Consider the following 23,729-nt stretch of genomic DNA (forward strand, 5'->3'; position numbering starts at 1 on the left):
CATCACAGCCGTCGTGACGCATCACAGGGCCAGGCCCATCGGCTTTTACGTATTACAAAATGTTTATTGGCAACGTTTCTTCTACCAGCATGCCGCTTGATGTCCCGTTTTTGCATAGTCATGAACGACAGCATTTTCTTCATTGCAAAACGTTTTTTCTGGTATGCGAGACATCCTTGGCTCGCACGCGCACACATACGATGGAAGCACCGCCGACAACGGACATGACGCGTTCCTGCAATGACGAGCACGCATCAAATCATTCTTCCCCGACGCGGCACGCGATTTTTCAAGAGAAAGGCATACTATGATCAGGCCAGCAACCAGCTCAGACCTCAAAGCCGTATACGATCTCGTCAATGAGACCAGCGAATGCGATCTGAACTTCCAAATGTTCGCACAGACATTCGTAAATCAGCTCAATACCATTGACCGCAAACTGGGGGTGTACGAGGAGGAAGGCAAGGTGATTGGTTTCGTTGGAATCCTGTGCACCTGGCAGCTACATGCCGGGGAACGACTGGCTGAAACAAAAGAGCTTACAGTAGCGAAAGCGCATCAGGACAAGGATATTCGCGACCAACTGCTTGCTTGGGCAGAACAAGTGGCACGCGACGCCGGCTGCGGAAGAATCACCATGTGTTCCAGGGTGTTCCATGAATCCAGCCATCGTTTCTATGAATCGAATGGTTTCGAGAAAACCTATTACCGTTTCGATAAGAAAATCATCTGACAAACACCCGCATCGATCGTCCAGCACGTTCATCGCGTAACGGATCGCAGACGATCAAAAAAAACGGTGGTACGCGGATGATACCGCGAGCCACCGTTACATGCACAAGCCTTTATATCGGCTGTATCCCGCTATCGGATTCGACCGCGCTGCCGCAGTCCGTCTTCCGCATGTGGTTACAGCGCGGCGACGATGGCCTTGGCCAGTTCGTCGTATTCGGCGTCGGTCAAATGCACACGATTCGGGTTCATGGCGAAGGTGGATCCCCATTCGAACTCGTCATCAGCATACTTGGGCACAAGATGGAAGTGCAGGTGGTGGCCGGTGTCGTTGTAGGCACCATAATTCACGCGATCGGGGTGGAATACGGCGTGCACGGCTTCGGCCACATGGTTCACATCCTCGATGAACGCGGCGCGCTCCTCGACCGTAAGCTCCACCATTTCGGCCACATGGTGTTTGGATGCCACGATCACACGCCCCTTATGGCTTTGCTCCTTGAACAGCACCACCTTGCTGGCCGGCAGTTCGGCGATTTTGATGCCGAAGGCGTCCAACGCCTCACCTTCATCGCAATATGCGCACACAGTATCAGCCATGATATTCGTTCCTTTCTAGGGCATCGTTGCAATACGTCTTCACCCTAGGCCGGCCGTCTCTCCCCACCTCGCCCGTTGCCATCATTTCTTATTGCCTCGATCGCCTAATACAGACGCATGCCTTGCGGGACGGGGGTGAAGCCGGCTTGATGGAGGACGCGGGAAAGTGGATGGCTGGCAGCCAATGCTTCGCCGTTCGCATCGGCGAAGGTGATGGATCGGCTGCCTGCGCGACGCAGTGCGTACGCAAGTTCCGTGCAAGCGCTGCGCAACAACGTCACGTTGCGATTCATTGCTTCCTGCGCTGCGGTTTCCTGCGACTGCTCCGGTACAGCACTCGAAAAGACCGTCAGATGCCTGCTTTTTACCGCAGCGAACAGTATCAGCCTGCCTCCCCCGATCACCACGATAGAGCCAGCGCGACGCGACGGTTTGACAGTGCCGGACGGCACTTGAGGCCATGCGACCGCCGCACCGCTGAGGTTGGCCGGGTCGATCGCACTGATGGCAACCGGCGACTGCTCAGAGCGTTTGGCTTGGCGATCGGCTAGACGATTGGCTTGGGCACGCAGTGCGTTCACCGTGCCTGTTTCAGCGAACTGCGCCGCACCAAACCCTTGGACGAACATGCCGCGCACCAGCCGCCCATGTTCCTCCATACGTTTCAGCACCGGGTACAGGCCGGAGAATCCACCAGGCAGACGTTCTTTGTCGATCAGGGGCTGCACTATCACACCGTAGCGGTCGAGCAGCGTTTCCACACGTTCGAGGGCGATGGCCTCCGGAATGGCCGGCTGTTGCTCGTCTCGATCGTTGTTGTCGCCGCTTTCGCCGCTTACAGCCATCCACAAACCGCCCATGGTGGCCGGCAGTGTGCTTTGGATGCGAATATGTCTGCGCGAAGCCCGAGCCGGTGTTCGTACGGTGCGCGCATTGGCCTGCAACGCACGCACCGGCACAAAGGAGCTATTGGTTACCTCCCCGCGCCATACCTGTGACCATAATGCTTCTTCGAACTGTTGGTTTGACCATGGTTTGGCCATGATCTCACCGGTTTCAGGGTCGATGCTCGGAGCCGATTCCTCCCATACTTGTCGCACCAGCGAAGCCAGTTGATCGGCACGATAAGCGCCACCGCGCTCAAGTACATCCATGATGGCATCGGGCAGCGTGCCGACGCCGGCACGGGCGGCACGCTGCGCATACGGTAGTTTCGCGGAGTGTACGCCATGCTGTTTGCCACTTGGGATCAATATTGAACCCGCAGGATGGAAAGCGATGAGACCTTGCTTGATTGATGCTGTGCTATCAGCCGTGCGATTGTTCCGTTTGCGCATGCTTTGTGCCGGCTCATCGTGCATACGGATCGACGTATCCGAGCCACCGGGGTCGCAGCCGGCCCATATGACCTCACCGCCAGCAATCAACTCATCCAACATGGATGGCGTATAGTTGCGCACGCGGGACGGGAACACCGTCTCCTCCCACTCTTGGGCGGGCAGGGCGACGCCTTCCAACTGTTCAATCACGCGCATCAGCCCATCCACGCCTTCATAGCGTTCTCCCCCAACCGGGCCGATACCTTGTAGCTCCAGCAGGAAGGATTGGTATACATGGGGGTCAGCGGGCGTGATGGCGGCACGTGCTTTTTTCAGAGACCGGTTGCGGATACGCCTGAATACATCGCGATGCAGCCATTGCATAGGCCGCAGCGAATCGACAGCGGACTTGTTTTCTCCCTCTGCCGACGTTGCATTCGATCCATTTGTCACCGTATTCGCGCTGTCTGCTCCTACATATCCCACGCACAGTCCTGAAGACCGTTGTGTCGCCTGTTGTGTCGCACTGCCCTGTGTGAAATGCCCTTGCATCAGCTCACCTTTGGCGGTGAGCTCATCCAGCGTGCGCACTGCGGTGGTCGCGTCAACGCCCAATGCCTGTATCAGTTCATCCGCGGTGAATGGGCCGTGGATTTTGGCGTATCGCGTCGTGCGCCCGATCACATCATTGGCGTCGAGTTCGTTCCAGAATGTTCGCTCCGCAAGCTCGTTTTCGACTTCGGCGATAACCTGCTGGTCAAGCACACCGGCCATGTCATCCGAACCAAGCAGTCGTTCCAACACCTGTGGATCCACAGACAAGAGCTGTGCGCTGCGTTCGGCCTGCGGCACATCATACTGATACATGACCTGCCCCACATAGCCGAACAACAGATTTTCGGCCAGCGGTGAAGGCTGGTCGGTGTGCACCTCATCCAAGATGATTGTTCCGGCGTTGAGATCGGTCATGATTGCGCGCAATGCAGGCATGTCGTAAACGTCCTGCAGGCATTCGCGCGCAGTCTCCAGCAGCAACGGGAAGTTGCGCTGGCTACGCGCGGCATTCAGCAATTGGGCGGCCCGCAGCCGTTGCTGCCAAAGAGGTACTCGTTTGCCAGGGTTGGCACGCGGCAGAAACAGCGATCGTGCCGCACATTCGCGGAATCGTGCGGCGAACAATACCGATTCGCCAACTTGGGTTTCAATATCGCGGGTGAGTTCGTCCGGGTCAAACACAAAGAGATTCCACAGCCACGAATTAGCATTATGGAGGCCTTGTACCAAGCCACCCAAAGCCGAAGCGCCGTCGGGCAACCGGATGATAATACCGTCATCCGCCGCATAGGTTTGTCCGTCAAAGCCGTAATGCTGCTTGATACGGGTGTTCACAGACATCGCCCACGGTTCATGCACGCGCCGCCCGTAGGGCGAGTGGAGGATGATGCGCCAATCGCCTTCCTCGTCGGGGCAACATTCAAGGATGAGATGCCGATCGTTCGGTATCACACCGGTGGAGGCGCGTTGTTCGCCCAGCAGAGTGGCAAGATTGCTGATGGCATTGTGGTCGAGACCATCGGCGGCAAGGCGTTGCATGATCGCCGGCGAGAAGCGTGCGGCGAGATCCTTCGACTCCGCTTCCACTACACTCTGCTCAGAGGAACGGGATAGTAATCCGGCGCTGATTTCGCGTAGGAACCGGCCTTTGGCTCGGCCGAAGCCAGCGTCGCGTCCTGCGCCGTCGCCATGCCAGAATGGCAGTCGTGCCGTGCGCCCTGGTGCAGGTGTGACGATTACACGGTCGCGGGTGATCTCCTGAATCTGCCATGTGGAGGTACCAAGCGTGATGACATCGCCGACGCGTGATTCGTAGACCATTTCCTCATCGAGTTCGCCCACCCGGCGAGGCCCTTTGCCGGCGTCGGTTTCCGGCAGCACCACGGTGTATAGGCCACGATCGGGTATCGTTCCCCCTGAGGTGACGGCCAGCCGTTGCGCACCGGGGCGGGCGGCGATCTGTCCATTGTCTTCGTTCATCATCAGCGGCGGGCGGAAGGCGGAGAAATCCTCGGTATTGTAGGCACCGGTCATCATGCCCATCACCGCGTCGAATGTCGCCCTGTCCAACTGCGCGAACGGTGCGGCGCGACGCACGATTGCATACCATCGATCGGCGTCGAGATCTTCCATCGCCGCCGCGGCCACGGTCTGTTGGGCGAGGATGTCAAGTGGATTGCGCGGCACGTGAATCGGCTCGATATCGCCGGCGTGCATGCTTTCGATACTTGCTGCCACACCGATGATCTGTTCGCGGGTCATCGGGTAGAACAGTGCATGAGAGACGCCGCCGACACGATGATCGGCGCGGCCCACGCGCTGCAAACCGCTGGAGACGGATAGCGGCGGCATGATCTGAATCACCAGATCAACCGATCCCATGTCGATGCCGAGTTCGAGGCTGCTGGTTGCCACTACACAGCGCAAACGCCCGTGTTTCAAGTCCTCTTCGATGCGTTTACGTCGATCTTTGGACACCGACCCATGGTGGGCCATGGCGATGGTATCGGCGGCATCATGCGCCTGCACCAATTGTGTGGTGCCTCCGACCACGGCATCGTAATGCTGCGCATATGAGGAGCGACCTTCTGGGGAGCCGGTGTCGAAAGGAGTAGTTGATGACGATGCCGTGCGTTCAGCGTATAGGTCATTTAAGCGGGCGGTGAGTTTTTCGGCGAGTCCGCGCGAATTGACGAATACCAACGTGGTGTGGTGGGCGAGGATGGCATCCAGCACGCTATGCTCCACAATCGGCCACATTGAGCCGGTATTGCCGTCGGTAGCCGAGCCCATACCGCCCTGCCCATCCCCCGCTGCCCCGACGATGGCCTGATAGCCGATGCCGTCGCCATCGGGTTTGGCCAGCGTGCGACGCCCGGTTAGCCCTTTGCGTTCCGCCAGACGTCGCATGGCGGGCGTCACGCCGGAAATCTCCGGTGTGCCCGGCTGAGACGCATCAATTCCTCCCGCACGATGTTTGACGTTCGCGGATTGCAAATCGCGCATATCAGCCAACGGCTCGACAACGCTAAGATCCATCTGCGGCGATGAGATTGGATTGATGATATTCACCAGTCGATTGCCGCCAAGGAACCGCGCCACCGTTTCAGGCGGATTCACCGTTGCAGAGAGCCCGATGCGTTGAAAGGATGACGGTACCAGCTCCTCCAGCCGCTCAAGGCTCAGCGCCAGATGGGCACCGCGCTTGGTGCCGGCGAGCGCATGCACTTCGTCAACGATTACCGTGTCCACAGTGGTGAACACCGTGCGGGCCTTGGAGGTGAGCATGAGATAGAACGATTCGGGCGTAGTCACCAGAATGTCAGGCGGGTGCGTGGCGATACGTCGGCGTTCAGCCGCCGTGGTGTCGCCTGATCGGGTGGCGATGCTGACTGTTGGCGCAGGCAGTCCGCAGGCAGCGCATTCGGCGGCAATGCCGGCAAGCGGTATTTCCAGGTTTTTGGCCACATCCGCCGCCAGCGCCTTCAATGGTGAGATATACAGCACCCGAACGCCTTTGGTGGGCTTTGCCTTGCGCACGTGTGACTGTTTCCCTGAATCATTCGGATTATGTTCGGGGGCGGGTGCGCAGTCAGCAACGGTCTGAGAGGAGGTTTCGGCGGACTGTGTATTGGCGTTGCCAGAAAACGCAGAAGAACTCCCCTGCATCAACCGGTCAATGGCGGAGAGAAAGGCCGTCAGTGTTTTGCCGGATCCGGTCGGCGCGATAACCAGCACATTGCTCCCGAATCGGATTGCTGGCCATGCTTGGGCCTGCACTTCGGTGGGCACACCGAGGGCATGGGCGAACCATGCCCTGGTGGGTTCGGCGAACAGGCGCAAACTATCGTACATGTGTTCGATTATACGACCCGTAGCGCGAATCTGGCGTACGCCGCAGTATCAGGCCGCGCGCAGCGTCTGCATGGCATGCAGTTTGCGCAAACGCTCATGCATAACAACCATAAGCACCAGAATCGCCAGCATGTAGAACGGGTACAGGCTGATCGACACGTATTGCGCAATAAGGCCGAACACAGGCGGCATCAGCATGGAGCCCACATAGGCGCATGCCATCTGCACGCCGACAATGGCCTGCGATTTGTCTTCACCGAAATATCCAGGGGTCGAGTGGATAACGCAGGGGTAAATCGGCGCGCAGCCAAGTCCCACGATCACCAGTCCGATCACAACGCCAAGATGGTTCGGCAATGGCACGAACATGGTCAGCAGGCCAATCAGCAGCACGGCTTGGCCGATACGGATCATGGCGGGATCGTCGAATCGCATGGTCAGGAATCCGGACAGACCGCGCCCCACGGTGATGCCCACGTAGAATAAGCTGGCCCAGCTGGCGGCTGTGGCCTTATCCACGCCCTCATGGAGCACCATGTAGCTGCTGGCCCACAATCCTGCGGTGGATTCGAGCGCGCAGTAGCAGAAGAACATCACCAGGATCTCTTTGGCACCGGTGATGGCGATAACGCCTTTAACACCAAGAGGTTTGACGGGCTCGGTCGGAGAACTCTCCCCCTCAGCTGCAATGGCATCCTGTGCCGTTTGCTTGCGAGCTTTCCACAACGGCAGGCTGACGAGCAAGATGGCGGTGAGCACCACCTGCAGGATGCCGATGTAGCGGTAGCCCCACGGCCATTCTTGCCCGCCGGCAAGCGCAAAGCCCATAATGTATGGGCCGATGGATGCCCCGAGGCCCCACATGCAGTGCAGCCAGCTCATATGGCGGCTTTCGTAATGGATGGCGACATAATTATTGAGTGCCGCATCCACGCCGCCCGCGCCAAGGCCGTAGGGAATGGCGATCAGCAGCAATACCCAATAGTTTGGCGCCAGGGAGAAGCCCAACAGCGCCAGTGCGGTCATCGCCACAGACACCACGGTGACGCGGCCGGCGCCAAAACGCAGTGTCATGCGGTCGCTCAGTAGCGCTGAGATGATAGTACCGGCGGAAATAATCATCGAAATGCCGCCCTGCCATGAGACCGGCACACCGAAATCCTCGGTCATCATGGGCCAGGCCGCCCCCAACAATGCGTCTGGCAACCCCAGACTGATGAACGCCAGATAGATAACCGCTAGCAGCAGACTGGCCACACTCGCTCCTTTATGCAATGTTTTGTCGATATCGCCAACATTCAATCACAAATACTTGCCTAAAGAAAATAATTGCCGCTTCGGCATGTTGCGCAGCCTCAGCCTTCTTCAGCCTCATATTCCAGCAGATCACCGGGCTGGCAGTCAAGCACCTTGCAGATGGCGTCGAGCGTGGTGAATCGCACGGCTTTCGCGCGGCCGTTCTTCAATACCGATACGTTGACCGGCGTGATGCCTATGGCATCCGCCAACTCATTCACGCTCATTTTGCGCTTGGCGAGCATGACATCAAGATTCACGCGGATGGCCATCAGATCACCGCCTCAAGCTCGCGACGCTGAGCGATGGCTTGGGTCAGCAGCGAGCGCATGACCAGCATGAGCAAGACGAATGCGGCGATCAGCAGCAGTGCGCAGACCAACGCAATCTCGAACAGCGGCGCGCCCAGAACGGCCGCGATCGTTCCGCTTCCATCGGGGGACGCATAGCTGAGCCCAAGATTGGAGAAGACCAGCACAGCAAGCATGACCACCCCTTCCGCACAGGCGCAGCCGATGATGAGGTCGACCCAGCGCACCGCCCGGCCGGAGAACACATCCTGTCGTTCGACCAGCGTCAGCAGCGGCCATACGGCAATCAGCGCGATTTCGAAGCACAGTACGCCCAGCACGCCAGCGATGCGATATGGCCATAATGCCGGCGCGGTTTCGGGAATCATGCGCACAATTTCGCCGGAAAGCTCGAATACCAGCCATTGTCCGAACAGGCAGATGAGCTCGCCCACTACAATCAACGTCTTCAACGCTCTGATGGCCGCGGGATGACGTTCCTCATGAATTGTCGATTCCATGGCTTCCTCCATTCAACTAAGGAGACAGTAATTGCAATTCGATAATAAACTATCGTTATTCGATATGCAACATTGGTGAAGAATATGAGTTTCGATAACAATCTATCGTTATTCGATAGTTTATGGTGTGAGGCATGACTACAACGAACAAGTCCATGGCCACATCCGAAGACACCAAAGCCCCCGATGTCAACACCAATGTCGGCGTCAACACCAATGCCGATGTCGACGCCGACACCACAGATACCACCGGCGCAGCAACCAACGCCGACGACGCAAACGACACCAGCACCATCAACAACGCAACCGCCACCCAGCCGTCGCCGGCACCCGTTCCAGAAGCGCCGTTCCCCCATCGCCTCGCCATATTGGCTGCGGCGATTGCGGTTCCGGTACTATTCGATCGCCTGATGCTTACCATTGACAGCCGCACCTGCGTATGGACGACCTGGGGATTATTCTGCCTGACCGTTACCGCCATAGATATTGCTCTGTTTGCCGTGAAAGCCAAACGCTCTCCCCTGTGGTGGCTCACCAATACCGCCGCCGTCGCCTGCTGCGTATGGCTGATGATGTTCAATCACACATTCGCCAGCATTAGCCCGTCTGGCATACCGGCGAATGCGATATATGCGGCACTGACTTCCGTACTGGTGCTGCCTTCGCTGCTTATGGCCGCTCTGCAGCTCTCCCCCGGATTATTCGACCGACGCCGGCCCGCTCAGCTTGTCGTAGACTGGCTGGGAGGTTGGTTTGTTAGCCCATTTACCCGCTGGGGCGCGTTGGCGCGCACACTGTCGGATCTGAGTTCGGCGAACCGCAGCGGCACAAGCTCGGGGGCGCAGGGCAGCACATTGCGCAAAATCGGTATCGCATTGCTCATCGCGCTGCCTATCGTCGCACTGTTGGTTCCATTGCTCATGCAGGCGGACGAGGTGTTTTCCTATGCCGTGGTGCATGTCATCGACACCATCAACGTGAGCGCATTCGTCTTCCATACGTCCATCATCATCGTGCTTGTTCCGCTTGCGCATTCGTTGCTGGCAAGCGTGGATGAACGCCGTGCGGAACCCGAATTGCATGCCCTCGCACGTGCACAGCAGCGGCGAGCATGTGACGCGACGATCACCACTGTGGTGCTCGCCATGGTACTGGCCTTGTACGTAATATTCTGTGCGTTCCAGTTCACGTTCCTGTTCGCAGGAGCGGGTCTGCCTGCGGGATATACCTACTCCGAATACGCTCGCCAAGGGTTCTTCCAGCTGCTGCTGGTCGCCGCGTTGAATCTCGGCGGCTTCGCTCTGGTGCTGCTGTTCGCGCCACGCACGAAACCGATTATGGGCATGCAGATTGGGTTGCTTGCCGCCACTGGCGTGATGCTGGCTTCCGCCGCGACACGGCTTGCACTGTATATCGCCGCATACGGCATGACCTGGCTCAGATGGTTGTCGCTCAGCTTCATCGCGGTACTGGCGATAGTATTGGCGCTCGCCTTCGTGCGACTATTCAATGAACGCATTCCTATGGCTACGATGACATTCGTATTGCTGCTGGTCTGGTGGCTAGCACTGGGATACTCTAATCCCGATTGGGTGATTGCCCAGTGGAACATGACGTTCGCCGCCCATGCCACTTTTTGACGACAGCAGCCAGATAAGCAAAGAGGCTTGGAATACGAACATTTCCAAGCCTCTTTATCTGTGGAGCTAAGGGGATTCGAACCCCTGACCCTCTCCATGCCATGGAGATGCGCTACCAGCTGCGCTATAGCCCCGTATGAAGTTATCCGATTCGCAGGAGCATACCACCCGCTGCGAACCAGCAGAGAAACCGAACAAGCCGGCTTCCTCGTGGAGCTAAGGGGATTCGAACCCCTGACCCTCTCCATGCCATGGAGATGCGCTACCAGCTGCGCTATAGCCCCAAAATTCATTTATTCGTTATTGCCAAGTAAGCCTTAGCAACAAACCTGAGTTACTCTACCCAAAGAAATTCAATCTGGCAAGCCAGACCAGTGTGGGCGTGTCGCGCGTCGAACCAATTCCGCAACGAAATCAGCCCGACGCGCAACAAACACCACCGCCCTTACGGCCGCCTGTAGAGCCCCTTACCGTTCGCGTTCCCATTCCTCGGTATCCGCCACGGCGGGACCATGGTTATAGTCCATCAGACGCCAGCGCACACTGCCATCCGACAGATCCATGGGAATCAGACGAACCCAGTGGGCATTCCTCATGGACAGCACCGATGCGAACGTCGGATCGACAACGCTGATACCCAGCAGGGTTTGCAGGGTTTGCGAAATCCACGCACCATGCGAGAAGATGTAGAGGTCAGTGTCCGCTCCGGCGCGCGTGGACCAGTCATGCAACGCTTCGACGCCTCGACGACCGACGTCTTCCTTGGGCTCGGCACCGTACTTGAGCTCTCCGCCGCGATGTTCCATCCATGAGCGGAAATCCTCAGGATAACGTTCGGCCAATTCGGCGACGGCATGGCCATCCCAATCACCGAAGCTGCGTTCGCGCACGCGCACGTCGGGATGCACTTCAGTCCCGTCAGCCAGCGCGTCGGCGAAAGCCTGCGCCGTAGCGCGGGCTCGGCTTAAATCAGAGCAGACAATCAGTCGGTTCGTCACTTCGGGGCGACGATCCACATACAAATCCTTTAACGCCGCCGCACTTTGACGCACCTGCCATTCGCCCACGGCGTCAAGCGGAATATCAACCTGTCCTTGCAGGCGATGGGCCGCGTTATACGACGTGCGCCCATGACGGACCAGAAAAATGGAACGAACATGCTGTGCAGCCATTGGCTTCTCCCCTCAGTCGGATTCGTCGCCGGAGCGCTCGGGATGCGCCAGCTGCAAATCGATCTGTGCGCAATCCTTCCACAGGCGTTCCAGCCCGTAGAATTCGCGAGATTCCTCATGCATCACATGAATGACGAAATCACCGTAGTCAAGCAGCACCCATTGGCCTTCGCTCACGCCCTCGCGCGAGCGGGGCTGGCGGCCGCCGCATTTGACGAACAGATCCTTTTCGATTTCCTCGGCCACGGCAAGCACCTGGCGTTCATTCGATGCGCCGGCGATCATCATGATGTCGGTGATGCCCAGCAGGTCGGCCACGTCGAAGGCCACGATATCAGTGGCTTTGATGCGGTCGGCCGCTTCGGCGGCGATGCGGATGGCGTCTATGGATGATTGCAGAGCGGACATGAAACTCCTTTCAGCGCTCCCAGGCAGGCTTCCAGCCTTCAACAGTGTGTTGCGTGTTTTCCGAATACACCATGGCGTCGTCCGGCACGGCATGGCGTACCACCGAGCCCGCGCCTGTGGTTACACCGTCGCCCACCTGCACCGGCGCGACGAACATATTGCCCGCGCCAACGTGTACACCGGAACCAATTGTGGTGCGATGCTTGTGCACGCCATCGTAGTTGGCGGTGATGCAGCCGCCGCCGATGTTGGTGTGATCGCCCACTTCGGCGTCCCCGACATAGCTCAGATGCGGCACCTTGGTGCCGTTGCCAATGTGTGCCTTCTTCATTTCCACGAACGCGCCGGCCTTCGCCTCTTCGCCGAATTCGTTGCCCGGACGCAGGTAGGTCCACGGGCCGATATTCGTACGTGCACCAATATGCGATTCCTGCACACGCGAACGCTCCACCACGGCGCCGTCATCAACGGTTGCGTCGATCAGTGTGGTGTAGGGGCCGACCACAACATCATCGCCGATCACCGTATGCCCTTGCAGGAAGCTGCCCGGCAGGATGGTGGCATCGCGCCCAATGGTCACCTCGTCCTCAATCCACGTGGTATCAGGATCGAGAATCGTCACGCCTTCACGCATCCAATGTTCGCAGACGCGGCGGTTATGTGCCTTGGACAGCGCCGCCAGCTGCACGCGATCGTTCACGCCTTCCACGCTCAGCGGATCCGGCGCGGCGAAGGCGCCGACGGCACCATCGGCCTTGGCGGTTTCCAATGCGTCGGTCAAATAGAATTCGCCCTGTGCGTTATTCGATTTCAGTCCGGCGATGGCGCGTGCCAGCACCTGGGCATCGAACACATAAACGGACGTGTTGATTTCCTGTACCGCCAGTTCACTGCGATTCGCATCTTTCTGTTCCACGATTCGCAGCACATTGCCGTCGCGGTCGCGAATGATACGCCCGTAGCCGGTCGGATCGTCGAGGATGGTGGTCAGTACCGTTGCCCCGTTGCCGCTGCGCTCATGGAATTCCAGCAGCTGGCGCAACGTGTCGGCATCCAGCAAGGGCATGTCGGAGGCGGCGATCAGCACAGGGCCGGTCAGCTCGCTGTTCTGTGACAGTTGGGACATCGCGCACTGCACGGCGCGGCCGGTGCCGGGAATATCATCCTGGTTGACGATAGTGACCTGCGGATAATAGTTGCGTGCATATTCGGAAACACGTTCGGCCTGATAGTGCACCACCACAGCCAGCGTTTCAGGTTCGAGCGCTGCCACGGAATCCATAACCCGGTGCAGGAATGTGCGTCCTGCGAAACAGTGCAGAACCTTCGGCTTGTTGGAACGCATACGGGTGCCCTCGCCGGCGGCGAGGATGATGGCGGCGGATAGTGCCATGGGTGCGGTTGTCCCTTCCTTGGTGTGACGGTCGCGATTATCAGCATTATCAGCGCAGCACAGGGCATGCATGACAGCAGACAACGACCGTGGACAGTATTGCTGTGAAAAACAATAGACGGTCACCCGGATGTCGGGTAACCGTCTCGCTGCTCCCCCACCTGGACTCGAACCAAGACAAAGGGTTCCAAAGACCCGTGTGCTGCCATTACACCATGGGGGAATCGTGAGCCAAAGCTCACAAGTGTTTATTTATACCATAGCCCTGCGCCATCCGCCACCGAAGTGTCGCGCGGTTGCCAACAGCGTCGATAATGTCGACAACGCAGAGTGACGGGAGGTCAGGCGAACAGGAAGCCCTGCCCGTGATGCTCGGGATAGGTGTTGAACAGTTCGGCCACCGACCCATCCTCGAAAACCGCACGAATGGCGGAAGCGAGCAGCGGAGCGATGGACAACACTGTCAGGCCATCCCAACGCTTTTCCTCAGGAATCGGCACCGTGTCGGTGAGCACAACCTCACGTGCACCGCAATTGCTCAAACGCTCGACAGCAGGACCGGACAGCACGCCATGCGTGGCGACCACGGTCACCGAGTTGGCACCGGCGTCCTGCAGTACCCGGCACGCACCGGCGATGGTGCCTGCGGTGTCGATCAAATCGTCGACAAGCACGCAATCCTTGCCGGCCACGTCACCGACCACACGGTTGGCGACGGCCTGGTTCGGACGGGTGATATCGCGCGTCTTGTGCACGAAGGCAAGCGGGCCGCCGCCAAGACGCTGGGCCCACTGTTCGGCCACGCGGATACGGCCGGCATCCGGGGAGACAACGGCGACATTGTCCAGATGACCTTGGAAACGATCGCGAATATAGTCCACCAGTACCGGCATAGCCACCAAGTGATCCACTGGGCCATCGAAGAAACCTTGCGACTGCGCGGCGTGCAGATCAACCGACATGATACGATCCGCGCCGGCGGCTTTCAGCAGGTCGAAAACCAGGCGGCAGGAGATGGGCTCGCGACCACGGTGCTTCTTATCCTGGCGAGAATAGCCAAGCAGCGGGCAGACGGCGGTGATGGAACGAGCGGAGGCACGCTTCAGCGCATCGATCATGATGAGCTGCTCCATAATCGCCTTGTTAATCGGCTGGTAGTGGCTTTGGAGCACGAATACATCGGCACCACGCACCGACTCGGTGTAGCGCACGTACATCTCGCCATTGGCGAAGTCGTATGCGGTGGTCTCCAGCACGTCGATGCCGAGCTGATCGGCGACGTCCTGAGCCAGTTTCGGGTGAATCCGTCCGGTGACGAGAATCAGGTTTTTATCGGGCTTTCCTTCAAGGATTGCGCTCACCATTACTCCCAACGTGTGCTTTCGCAGATGCAAAATCCTAGTTTAGCCGCGATTGGCGACTGGGACCGACCATACCGCGTCGCCGCGCATCGTTTCGTTCGGTGAGCACCAGCTAGTAGCGATCAGCTCCCGATTAATTCCCTCTCAGTGCCCCGCCGCTATCCACTGTTCGATGGACGACTTAATCGTTTGCGCATACAGGTCACTGTCTAGGGACGGATGGATGCCGTCGGACGCCAGTATCGCCGTATCCGCGCTCACCGCCGCGTTCCAGTCGGCAAGCACCACATCATCCTTGTGAGCCTGTGCATAGTCGGACATGGCTTGGTTGGCTTCAGGGATCCAGGTGCGATCTCCGTGCGCGGTAACCAGCACCAACACACGATCCGGACCGATAATCTTGCGCAGCCCATCCAACTGGTCGCCGGTAATGGTGCTATTGGTGCCGAGACCCACCACAACCCACTGCCGCAATGTGCCCGCATGCTCATAATCCTGCAGGATCTGCGGCGCCACCATAATCGAACGGGATACGCTGGCATCGGTCATAATATCCGGAAACACTGCGGACAGGCCTGTTGATGAGGCCAACATCACCGAGTCGCCGACGGCGGTGATATCCCGCCCCGCAGGCATCACATGCTTGGGCTTGGGCGGTGCCGGCGCGGGATGACGCAACAGGTTGCCGGTTCGCTGCTGTGTGGCCTCCAGTTCGCGCGCCTGCTGCTCCAACTGATACTGCATGGCCGTTTTGGCAGGGGCATGGATAATGCCTTGCGCACAGCCGAAGATGCTGGCCACCAGTATCACGTCGACGATGGCGATGCGGAATGCGTTGCCACGCCATGGCAGCACAACGTCCAGCAGCGAATGTGAGGCCGCCGGCCGTTCGACGGCCAGCCAAGACACGGTCGCGGCCACAGCCGTCAGTATGCAGGTAAACACCAGCACCCTCGTGCCGCTGGATGTGATGAACGCCGGGGCAAGCGCGGTGACGGCAATCCACAATGGCCAATGCCATAAATAGATGCCATACGAATAGGTGCCGAGAGCCGCCAATGGTTTGAATACCATCAGATCCTGCATCCAAGATTCGGCACTGATGGTTCCAGCAATCAGCAGCACAGCCAGCACGCTGGCAAGCTGGATGCCGCCGCGGAAGGCGAAATCATCCTGTTTGCCGTTGATCGCGAGCGCAATCAGCACGATCAGACTGATGAAGGCCAGCAGAGGCATGACTGCATTCCATACGCGTCCGCCAACCAATCGGCCCGTATTGCTCGCTGGGGGCAGCGTGGCAGGTGTAACAGGTACAAGAGATGGTGCAGGAGGTTCAGTAGATTGTGGCAGTTGTTGGGACAACTGTTCCATATTCGCGGATTGGATGGTGCGTGGAGCGTGCGATTGAGCTTCACCATGCGTTTGCGTGCGCTCTGCCCCAGTGACCAGCCATGCTAAAGCCACACCAAGCAACAAACCAGTGGCATGGGTATCGGTACCGAAGTAGACGCGCGTGGGATCGCCGCCGGGCTGGTACAACACGCACATCAGCAGACTGCTGACAGCCGCCAATCCCACCGGGATCAGCAGAACGAAACAGCTTCGCCGGATGCGCCACATAAGCCATGCAATCAGTGGCACCACTATGTAGAACTGCATCAATACGCCGACGAACCACAGGTGGCGGAACACCTGGGGATTCATCTGATCAAAGTAGCTTTGCCCTGAGGCGATGGCATACCAGTTGTAGCAGCCAAGCGCCACGGTGATGACCTGATCGCGAATGGCGACCAGCATATCGTGGTCGAACAGCCATGCCAGCGAAACAATAATCGGCACCATGGCTACTATCGCCGGGTATAGGCGCACAGCACGCTTGGGAAGATATCGCGCCAAATCCACACTGCCAGTGCGGGCAAGGGAGCGGAACAGGCTCACCGCAGTCAGAAAACCCGACACGGTGAAGAACACGTCCACCCCATAGAAGCCACCAGGCAGCATGCCCTGTCGGCAGTGATACAGCATGATGGCAATCAGGGCGAACCCCTTGATGCCATCCAATCCGACGAATCTCTGGCTTGTCACGTCAGCGGTCCTTATTCTCCATACCTCACTCAAAACCATAGGGAGTTTACACCACCGCCCGCACCACGTCTTCTAGCTTGAAGTTTGGTACGAATTCACCACACACACGTTCGAAAAACCGATTTTCAGTTCAAGAAGATTAACCACAGACCGGAAACCAGTATCAATTCTCATACGAGTCCAGGGGAATTCGAACCGTGACGGATAAACCACCTTCCGCTCTTGCTTGAAGATTCATCATGCCGTGGTGCAACAGTACAATTTCGTGGACGATTGATAGTCCTAGCCCATGATTAACACGCAGGTCTGCAGATGATCCGCGAGCGCTAGTCCTGCTGGCATGCCCACGATTGAACGGTACCAACAAATCATCCATCGCAATATTGGTCAAATCCTCGCCCGTATTACTCACCATGAGCATGGCATAGCAGGTATCGCGCGCATCATTGTCTTGCTTAGTAACAATCCATACATGCCCACCGGCACAGTTATGCTCGACTGCATTCTGGATTAGGTTCTTAGCGAGTTGGATCATGAGAAGCTCATCTGCGTGGACGATAACCGACTCCGACTGAATGCTTACGCTCAAGTCACTTGGCATAGAATCGCCGAGCTGGCACAGGGCCTCCCTGACAATGTCTGCCAGGTCAATCGTATCGACATGGGCTTGATCGAGTCCTTGAATTTTGGCGAGCTCCAGCAAGCGATTTACTAGGATGATGCAGCCTCGGTTGGAGGCCAGTGCCTTCTCGATAAAAGGCAATGCTCGATCATCGAGGATACCGTTATGCAACGGTATCTCCAGAGCAGCGGATGTTGCGGCAAGCGGATTCTTGAGCTCGTGCGAGGCGTCGGCTATAAACCGCTTTTCTCTGGCGATTGTCTCATTCAAATCCCCTACCGCAGTGTTATATGCTTGTGTAATAATGGACGCCGCATCGTTGCGTTGGGGAACATGAATGGCATGTTTGAGCAAACCTCTATCGGATGTGCGCAACTGCCGCGCGACGCAGTTGATTCGATGCTGCACTCGCGTGGCAATAATCCACGTCGCTACGGCGGACAACATACCAAATACCACAATCGGCAGAACAGTGGCGGCAAGCAGAAGATTGCGCGCTGTCTCGTTGCCACGTGACGCGCTGATGGCAAGCTCACGAGTCGTGCCGTTCGCACCCACCGACACATACGGGTCATCAGGATTCGCGGAAAAGCTATGTTCAGAATCCAATTGGCGATATTGTTCGGCAGTCCCAGCATCCGCATGCAACGCACGTCCTACCGTCACTGTGTCAATTTGTCTATCGACAATAACGGCAGTGCCTATCGCAACAATGGCTGTCAAAAGAACAAATACGACACCGATAACGACAATAAGTTGCGCACGGGTGGACCACTTCACATGTGGTCTCATAACAGAACGCCGAATCATGAATCCGATGCGCTTCATGGAATCCGATATCCTTGACCTGGAATGGTTTCGATAAAACCAGGCAAACCTATTTTGTTACGTATCGAATACACTGTTGTTTTGACGATGCCTCGGGTACGAGCATGGTCGTCCTTCCAAACTTCCTTGTATAAACGATCTGCGCCAACCACGCCGCCTTGGGCCTGAATTAATGTTTTCAGAACAGCAAGCTCTCGCTGTCCAAACCGGAGGCGCCTCCCTTCAACGGTGATGACACCGGTATGAAAATTGGCTTGAAATTCTCCCTTTTGAATCACCGCGTCATCGCAGAGTTCTTTTCTGCGACGCACAGCATTGACTCGCGCCAGCAGCACCGCATAATCAAACGGTTTGGTTACATAGTCATCCGCACCAAGCCCTAGCCCCTGCACCACATCTTCGGTTTTATCTGCGGCAGTGAGCATAAGAATGTGGACTGGATCATGACGCTCGCTCAGTCTGCGAGCTATCTCGTCGCCGTGGACGCCAGGCAAATCCCTGTCGAGAATCAGCAGGTCATAATCGCAACTGTCCAACTCCTCCATGGCATCACGACCGTCATATGCAACACGCGTCTGAATCCCCTCCATTGATAATCCCATACTCACCACATCGGCCAGATTCGCATTGTCTTCCGCAATCAGCGCTTTCATGGGCACCCCCTTATCCGATATTGGGGCTCACTGTAGCAGCCTCATTCAACGAGGTCAGCAATAGGTCAATTCCAGTCAAAAGCACGTCAATATCGCCCAGCTTCGCACGCATTCCCCATACATTCGAGACTCATGAATATACGAACACAAGTAGTGGTTGCCGTGAGCGTCATATCGTTCATATTGCCGCTGTCAGCCTGCTCATCATTTTCTGAAGCAGATGAAAACCCGCCAACGCAATCATCATCTCAACCGGATGCTTCATATGATGCTCAATTGCAGCAGGCACTGCAATCCGCCACAAGCGATTTTGAACGCACAGTACTCAAACGAGCGATCGATGCAGGGAAAATCAGTGAATCCGACTATCGCGAGGCCAATGAACGCTATCAGCAGTGCATGGTTTCCAAGGGTGACAACATTGAATTCACTACGGATCAATCCACTGGTCTTATGCAGGAAAGCATGAACGCAGATGACGGATATGATTCGGAAAAAGTCACTGCCGATAGCATGGAATGTGCTCGGGGAACCAACCTGCTGATCCGTGATCTGTATGAACGCATGGCAACCAATCCAACGAATGCAGACGAGATTGAGCTCATTGTGGATTGTCTGAAGCGCAAGAAAATCGTTCCCCAATCATTCACCAAGCAGGATTATCTCACCGAATCAGCAAAACCTCAGGGAAGTTCGCAATTAGACACCGGCTCAAACGAGTTCGCTCAATGTCTGGCAAACCCCAATAAGTGACACCGGGAAGTCGAAAGGACACCCTCACATGGAAGAGGCACCGAAACATGGGCACCACGCACACGGTATAGCTGTTGTCGCGGCATGCATGGTCGCCTGTTTGGCGTCTGGAGCCGGATTAGCCATCGGCCTGACACATCATGCGACGCCACCTTCACTTGCATCATCCAACAATGTGGGTTCAATGGCTCTGCATCAGGTTCAATATGACGATGCACGCACCTTGAATCTTGACGTCACCTCCTCGCAGGCTCGAAATATACCGTTCCCGATGGATGGCACAATCACGTATGCTGAATGCCCCACCGATGGGCTTATCGCATCTGGCTCTCACGAATATGACATTGATGGTATTCCGCTGATCAGTTTGCATACCGAAGTGCCGCTGTTCCGCGACCTTGCATACGGGGACAAAGGCGATGACATACAAGCCTTACAAAATGAACTGGCACGGCTGGGGTATGGGACTTCCCTTTCCGGCACGTTCGATTGGAATACGTGGAACGCTTGGCGCGCGCTATACGCTCTGGCCGGAGGAACCGCGCAAAACGGTGTATTCGATCACAATCTCATCGTCTGGATTTCCACAGATAATATGTCCACCACCGGATGCGCGGCGGAACTAGGAGCAAGTGTCACTGCGGATTCCGATATGCCGGCATTCACAACCAGCCTTGGGGTACAGCGGATCAAAGCCAATGCCTTACCGCAGAATCGTATCGCCGGGGAACGGGTCGTCACCATCAACGAACAGGATTATCCCATTGACGACAATGGCGAAGTGACAGATCCAAACGCTCTGGCAGCCATGCTTTCGTGGAACACCTATCTGGACAATCACAAAGACGAGCAATCCACTACCAGTGTGCCGGTGAACTACAAACTCAAACAAAGCATCAATGTATATTCGGTGCCGGCTGAATCATTGATCGGACTTAACCGATCCGATGGGTGTGTAGTCGATTCCAGCAATAACAAACCCGTGAACGCACATGTGGTAGGCAGTTCGCTGGGCCGCACACTGATCACCATAGACGGCGACGCTCCGAAGACCATTCAGATCTCACCAGAAACGCAATCGTGCGATGCAAGTTGAACTCCGCAATATCGCTCACCATTATGGCACCGGCCCGTTGCTCTTTCACGATCTGTACGCCACACTTTTACCGGGACATGTCTATGCGATTACGGGTCCCAGCGGGTCCGGCAAATCTACCCTGCTTGGCATCATCGCAGGATGGACCAGACCGACGCAGGGAACAGTGGAGCGCCACGAGGTAGCCTCCATGCGCTGGGTATTTCAAAATCCTCATGGAATCGCCCAGCGTACCGCCATCGATCACGTCTGTCTGCCATTGCTTGCCAAAGGGCGCACTCGTTCGCAGGCAGAATCGCAGGCATCGCATCTACTTGAACGTTTCAATCTGGGAAAAATAGCAACTCAGCGTTTTTCCGATCTATCAGGCGGAGAAGCTCAACGGCTAATGCTGGCCAGGGCCTTTGCCGCCTGCCCCTCGCTGATGCTCGTTGACGAACCGACCGCCCAACTCGATATGACCACTGCGGCTGTCGTAAGCGAATCGCTAGCGCATATGGCGGGAGCCAACACCATAGTCGTAGTCTCCACTCATGATTCACGCACTCGTGACGCCTGCACAGACATTATTGATTTGAAAGATTACCAATGAGATTATCATCGATTCTTTCCGAAGCGTGGCGCGGCATCATGGCAGGTTCCGCCAGATTCATCACCATCGTGACAACTCTTACGCTACTGTCTGGCGGTGCGGCAGCTATCGAACTGCGAATTTCTACGGAAATCCTCAATAAAGCGACGCAATATCAAGCCATTGGTGCGAATATCCTTGTGCTTGGCGCTCCGAATGGTATTGATGGAACATCATGCGACAATTTGTCCGATCTATACGATGTCCAAGCTTCCGGAGCCATCAGGGAAATTGACTCTCTTGTCGTCTCGGCGCTTCCCGATACGCAGACGCCGCGATATGCAATCACCTCCGGATTCGCCAAAGTGCTCAAAGCCAAGCAAGATGCAACACAACAGGGTCTGTTGATCTCGAACGAACTCGCTTCAACACTCAACCTGCAGCAAGGAGATACCTTAGCGTTAAAGGATGGGCAGCATGCACTCGTCAAAGGCACTTATGACTATCCGGACGATGGCAGAATGCCTGGTTATTCCTACGCGGCTTTGGAGGAAGTTCCTGACACGGATATCTTCGACGCCTGCTGGGTCCGCACATGGCCTCAATCCGATCAGGTTCGCGATGCCATATGGTCAGCGCTCACACCGACCGCAAAGTCCGACAACGGCAATTCCATCACGCTCAGTCAGCTCAATTCCTCACAAGGCGAGGCCTTCGATGGCGAGGCTATGTGGATGAACCGTCTTACCATCGGGTTACCCGCTCTGGCCGCAATCCTTGGAGCATTATTCGGTACGATCATCGTACGATTGCGACGTATGGAACTTGCTTCCGCGCTCCATTGCGGCGTATCCAAATCAGCTCTGGTATTGCAGCTCTGCATCGAATCAAGTGCAGCAATCCTCATCTGTGCACTGCTTACCGTACCTCTGTCATATGCCCTGTCCGCATGGCTTGTTGATGCGGTGGATTTTGCCGCCGTAACAACAACGATTGTGCAACCCTGTCTTACTGTGTACACGGCATATGTGTTATCGGCGATGGGCAATGTCGCGCTCATCAAGGAGAGCCATCTGTTCGCATATTTCAAAGAACGCTAAATTGGGCAAACCGTATCATATTCGCCGGTGCTAGGCTTGGGGGAACGCATGAGGAGGTCTGATTATGGGGACAATCGGCAGCCGTGTTGTATTCGGTATCTGCATAGTGTTGGCGGTGGCATGCGCCGCCTACTCTATGGCCGTGCTCGGCACGCATTCCGGCACAAGTTTCTGGATGGTTTGGCTGGTGTTCGCCGCGCTGTTCGCACTGCTGGGGTTCAGTTTCCTCTTGCATTGGTGGGCGCTACTGCCAAAGATGATGCGCAACGTAATCGTCACGGTATTGATTCTAGGCGTGGCATGCTTCGGCGTGGTGGAGGCGCGCATCATCGCTGCAATGAACACCACTGCGGGCCCAGGACTCGACTATGTGATTGTGCTGGGCGCGCAGGTGCGTGAAAGCGGGCCCAGTCGTGTGCTGCGCTATCGACTGAACACAGCAATCGACTATCTCAACGATAATCCGAAAACCATATGCGTGGTCTCCGGCGGGCAGGGTGCCAACGAGCCGTTCCCTGAAGCACAGGGCATGACGGAATATCTTGAAGAGCACGGCATCAGCGCCGACCGTATTCTTGAAGAAAGCAAGTCAACCACCACCGAAGAAAATATCCGTTACAGTCTGAAGCTGCTTGATAAAGCTTCGGCTGATGGAGGTCAAAGCACTGCCGATGCCTCCGTAGGATTGGTCACCAACAACTTTCACATGTTCCGCGCGCTGCAGATTGCGCATGTCCAAGGATTGCCGCAGGCGCAGGGATTGCCAGCCGGCTCCCCTCCCGATATGTTGGTCAACAATATGGTGCGCGAATTCTTCGCCGAGATTAAATTCCTCCTACGATCGTTGGCCGGCTGACTGTCGCCCGCTTCGTCATTAGCGAGCAGTTATCAGATGACGATGCCGTTGCAGTGATCGACCTCGTGCTGGATGATCTGCGCGGTCCAACCGGTGAAGGTGGCGTGGCGCGCACGCAGGCGACGATCCTGATAATCGACTTCGATGCGACGGTAGCGTAATGTGCGGCGTTCGCCGTCCAAGGACAGGCAGCCTTCCTTGGTGTCGAATGCGCCGTCGCAGGCGGTGATCACCGGATTGAACATCACGCTGATACGCCCACTCAGCTCATCGTCTACGAACACGATGATTCGCTTGTTCACGCCGATCATATTCGCCGCCATGCCGACGCAACGCGACCGGTTGGCCTCCAGCGTATCCACCAGATCCTGTGCCACGGACTCATCGTCGGCCCCAGCCTCAGCGCACGGCATGCGCAGGAACGAACGGGAAGTCATAATCGGACGCTGCATCACCACTCCTTATCGACGAACATTGCGAGATGGAAGCCACTCGAACCCGACAATTGTAGCCGTTCAAAAGGC

Annotated in this window: 20 protein-coding genes and 3 tRNA genes; 7 read left to right on the forward strand and 16 right to left on the reverse strand. The window is 56.8% G+C overall.

The features are described 5' to 3' along the window. Positions 1-307: 307 nt before the first annotated feature. Positions 308-733, forward strand: coding sequence for a GNAT family N-acetyltransferase (locus G1C95_RS08210; protein ID WP_169172457.1), 426 nt, complete (start codon positions 308-310; stop codon positions 731-733). Positions 734-909: 176 nt separating this feature from the next. Here G1C95_RS08210 and G1C95_RS08215 read toward each other — a convergent pair whose 3' ends face one another. The 5 genes from G1C95_RS08215 to G1C95_RS08235 form a co-directional block, all read right to left on the reverse strand. After that, positions 910-1,332: an HIT family protein gene (locus tag G1C95_RS08215; RefSeq protein ID WP_169172458.1), complete on the reverse strand. Its 423-nt coding sequence runs from the start codon at positions 1,330-1,332 to the stop codon at positions 910-912. A 104-nt stretch (positions 1,333-1,436) separates the two neighbouring features. Next, the gene (locus G1C95_RS08220; RefSeq protein WP_169172459.1) at positions 1,437-6,560 is read right to left on the reverse strand and encodes a DEAD/DEAH box helicase; all 5,124 of its coding nucleotides are present in this window, start codon (positions 6,558-6,560) and stop codon (positions 1,437-1,439) included. A 48-nt stretch (positions 6,561-6,608) separates the two neighbouring features. Further along, positions 6,609-7,817: an MFS transporter gene (locus G1C95_RS08225; protein WP_169172460.1), complete on the reverse strand. Its 1,209-nt coding sequence runs from the start codon at positions 7,815-7,817 to the stop codon at positions 6,609-6,611. Positions 7,818-7,915: 98 nt separating this feature from the next. Next, positions 7,916-8,128 (reverse strand): helix-turn-helix domain-containing protein, encoded by a 213-nt coding sequence (locus G1C95_RS08230; protein WP_169172461.1) that lies wholly within the window; start codon positions 8,126-8,128, stop codon positions 7,916-7,918. Then, complete coding sequence (locus tag G1C95_RS08235) at positions 8,128-8,667, reverse strand: DUF2975 domain-containing protein (RefSeq protein ID WP_169172462.1); 540 nt, start codon at positions 8,665-8,667, stop codon at positions 8,128-8,130. The genes G1C95_RS08230 and G1C95_RS08235 overlap by 1 nt, the downstream gene beginning before the upstream one ends. Before the next feature lie 134 nt (positions 8,668-8,801). On the opposite strand from G1C95_RS08235, the gene G1C95_RS08240 reads away from it, so the two are divergent. Next, on the forward strand, positions 8,802-10,307 hold the full coding sequence (locus tag G1C95_RS08240; RefSeq protein WP_169172463.1) for a DUF4153 domain-containing protein: 1,506 nt from the start codon (positions 8,802-8,804) through the stop codon (positions 10,305-10,307). 61 nt (positions 10,308-10,368) lie between these two features. On the opposite strand, the gene G1C95_RS08245 is transcribed toward G1C95_RS08240, so the two are convergent. From G1C95_RS08245 to G1C95_RS08290, 10 genes are all read right to left on the reverse strand, one after another. Then, positions 10,369-10,441: transfer RNA gene (locus G1C95_RS08245), tRNA-Ala, on the reverse strand. A 77-nt stretch (positions 10,442-10,518) separates the two neighbouring features. Beyond that, positions 10,519-10,591 (reverse strand) — tRNA-Ala (locus G1C95_RS08250). Positions 10,592-10,774: 183 nt separating this feature from the next. Further along, positions 10,775-11,479, reverse strand: a complete 705-nt coding sequence (locus G1C95_RS08255; protein ID WP_169172464.1) for a histidine phosphatase family protein — start codon at positions 11,477-11,479, stop codon at positions 10,775-10,777. A 12-nt stretch (positions 11,480-11,491) separates the two neighbouring features. Next, positions 11,492-11,887, reverse strand: coding sequence for a ribosome silencing factor (gene rsfS / locus G1C95_RS08260; protein ID WP_169172465.1), 396 nt, complete (start codon positions 11,885-11,887; stop codon positions 11,492-11,494). Between the two features lie 10 nt (positions 11,888-11,897). After that, positions 11,898-13,280 (reverse strand): bifunctional UDP-N-acetylglucosamine diphosphorylase/glucosamine-1-phosphate N-acetyltransferase GlmU, encoded by a 1,383-nt coding sequence (glmU, locus tag G1C95_RS08265; RefSeq protein WP_169172466.1) that lies wholly within the window; start codon positions 13,278-13,280, stop codon positions 11,898-11,900. 152 nt (positions 13,281-13,432) lie between these two features. Next, positions 13,433-13,503: transfer RNA gene (locus G1C95_RS08270), tRNA-Gln, on the reverse strand. A gap of 118 nt (positions 13,504-13,621) precedes the next feature. Next, positions 13,622-14,644, reverse strand: coding sequence for a ribose-phosphate diphosphokinase (locus G1C95_RS08275; RefSeq protein WP_169172467.1), 1,023 nt, complete (start codon positions 14,642-14,644; stop codon positions 13,622-13,624). Positions 14,645-14,785: 141 nt separating this feature from the next. Further along, positions 14,786-16,726, reverse strand: a complete 1,941-nt coding sequence (locus G1C95_RS08280) for an acyltransferase family protein (protein ID WP_335341419.1) — start codon at positions 16,724-16,726, stop codon at positions 14,786-14,788. A 163-nt stretch (positions 16,727-16,889) separates the two neighbouring features. Then, entirely contained in the window at positions 16,890-18,176 is a 1,287-nt protein-coding gene (locus tag G1C95_RS08285; RefSeq protein ID WP_169172469.1) for a sensor histidine kinase, read from the reverse strand. Beyond that, positions 18,173-18,829 carry a response regulator transcription factor gene (locus tag G1C95_RS08290; RefSeq protein WP_169172470.1) on the reverse strand — a complete coding sequence of 219 codons (657 nt, stop codon included), beginning with the start codon at positions 18,827-18,829 and terminating at the stop codon, positions 18,173-18,175. The genes G1C95_RS08285 and G1C95_RS08290 overlap by 4 nt, the downstream gene beginning before the upstream one ends. Positions 18,830-18,991: 162 nt before the next feature. On the opposite strand from G1C95_RS08290, the gene G1C95_RS08295 reads away from it, so the two are divergent. The 5 genes from G1C95_RS08295 to G1C95_RS08315 all read left to right on the forward strand — a co-directional run bounded on the left by G1C95_RS08295 (position 18,992) and on the right by G1C95_RS08315 (position 23,205). After that, on the forward strand, positions 18,992-19,582 hold the full coding sequence (locus tag G1C95_RS08295) for a hypothetical protein (protein WP_335341420.1): 591 nt from the start codon (positions 18,992-18,994) through the stop codon (positions 19,580-19,582). A gap of 184 nt (positions 19,583-19,766) precedes the next feature. Beyond that, entirely contained in the window at positions 19,767-20,678 is a 912-nt protein-coding gene (locus G1C95_RS12425) for a peptidoglycan-binding domain-containing protein (RefSeq protein ID WP_240947491.1), read from the forward strand. Then, positions 20,668-21,270, forward strand: a complete 603-nt coding sequence (locus G1C95_RS08305; protein WP_169172471.1) for an ATP-binding cassette domain-containing protein — start codon at positions 20,668-20,670, stop codon at positions 21,268-21,270. The genes G1C95_RS12425 and G1C95_RS08305 overlap by 11 nt, the downstream gene beginning before the upstream one ends. A gap of 38 nt (positions 21,271-21,308) precedes the next feature. Continuing rightward, positions 21,309-22,349, forward strand: coding sequence for an ABC transporter permease family protein (locus G1C95_RS08310; protein WP_169172472.1), 1,041 nt, complete (start codon positions 21,309-21,311; stop codon positions 22,347-22,349). Between the two features lie 64 nt (positions 22,350-22,413). Continuing rightward, positions 22,414-23,205 carry a YdcF family protein gene (locus G1C95_RS08315; RefSeq protein ID WP_169172473.1) on the forward strand — a complete coding sequence of 264 codons (792 nt, stop codon included), beginning with the start codon at positions 22,414-22,416 and terminating at the stop codon, positions 23,203-23,205. A gap of 32 nt (positions 23,206-23,237) precedes the next feature. On the opposite strand, the gene G1C95_RS08320 is transcribed toward G1C95_RS08315, so the two are convergent. Beyond that, entirely contained in the window at positions 23,238-23,657 is a 420-nt protein-coding gene (locus G1C95_RS08320; RefSeq protein WP_169172474.1) for a peptide deformylase, read from the reverse strand. Positions 23,658-23,729: the final 72 nt, after the last annotated feature.

It is taken from the genome of Bifidobacterium oedipodis (genome assembly GCF_012932425.1).
Classification (GTDB): Bacteria; Actinomycetota; Actinomycetes; order Actinomycetales; family Bifidobacteriaceae; genus Bifidobacterium; species Bifidobacterium oedipodis.

Coding starts and splice junctions, on each gene's coding strand:
- G1C95_RS08210 (WP_169172457.1), top strand. CDS start 308: ATGATCAGGCCAGCAACCAGCTCAGACCTCAAAGCCGTATACGATCTC.
- G1C95_RS08215 (WP_169172458.1), bottom strand. CDS start 1,332: ATGGCTGATACTGTGTGCGCATATTGCGATGAAGGTGAGGCGTTGGAC.
- G1C95_RS08220 (WP_169172459.1), bottom strand. CDS start 6,560: ATGTACGATAGTTTGCGCCTGTTCGCCGAACCCACCAGGGCATGGTTC.
- G1C95_RS08230 (WP_169172461.1), bottom strand. CDS start 8,128: ATGGCCATCCGCGTGAATCTTGATGTCATGCTCGCCAAGCGCAAAATG.
- G1C95_RS08235 (WP_169172462.1), bottom strand. CDS start 8,667: ATGGAATCGACAATTCATGAGGAACGTCATCCCGCGGCCATCAGAGCG.
- G1C95_RS08240 (WP_169172463.1), top strand. CDS start 8,802: ATGACTACAACGAACAAGTCCATGGCCACATCCGAAGACACCAAAGCC.
- G1C95_RS08255 (WP_169172464.1), bottom strand. CDS start 11,479: ATGGCTGCACAGCATGTTCGTTCCATTTTTCTGGTCCGTCATGGGCGC.
- rsfS (WP_169172465.1), bottom strand. CDS start 11,887: ATGTCCGCTCTGCAATCATCCATAGACGCCATCCGCATCGCCGCCGAA.
- glmU (WP_169172466.1), bottom strand. CDS start 13,280: ATGGCACTATCCGCCGCCATCATCCTCGCCGCCGGCGAGGGCACCCGT.
- G1C95_RS08275 (WP_169172467.1), bottom strand. CDS start 14,644: ATGGTGAGCGCAATCCTTGAAGGAAAGCCCGATAAAAACCTGATTCTC.
- G1C95_RS08285 (WP_169172469.1), bottom strand. CDS start 18,176: ATGAAGCGCATCGGATTCATGATTCGGCGTTCTGTTATGAGACCACAT.
- G1C95_RS08290 (WP_169172470.1), bottom strand. CDS start 18,829: ATGAAAGCGCTGATTGCGGAAGACAATGCGAATCTGGCCGATGTGGTG.
- G1C95_RS12425 (WP_240947491.1), top strand. CDS start 19,767: ATGGCTCTGCATCAGGTTCAATATGACGATGCACGCACCTTGAATCTT.
- G1C95_RS08305 (WP_169172471.1), top strand. CDS start 20,668: ATGCAAGTTGAACTCCGCAATATCGCTCACCATTATGGCACCGGCCCG.
- G1C95_RS08310 (WP_169172472.1), top strand. CDS start 21,309: ATGGCAGGTTCCGCCAGATTCATCACCATCGTGACAACTCTTACGCTA.
- G1C95_RS08315 (WP_169172473.1), top strand. CDS start 22,414: ATGGGGACAATCGGCAGCCGTGTTGTATTCGGTATCTGCATAGTGTTG.
- G1C95_RS08320 (WP_169172474.1), bottom strand. CDS start 23,657: ATGCAGCGTCCGATTATGACTTCCCGTTCGTTCCTGCGCATGCCGTGC.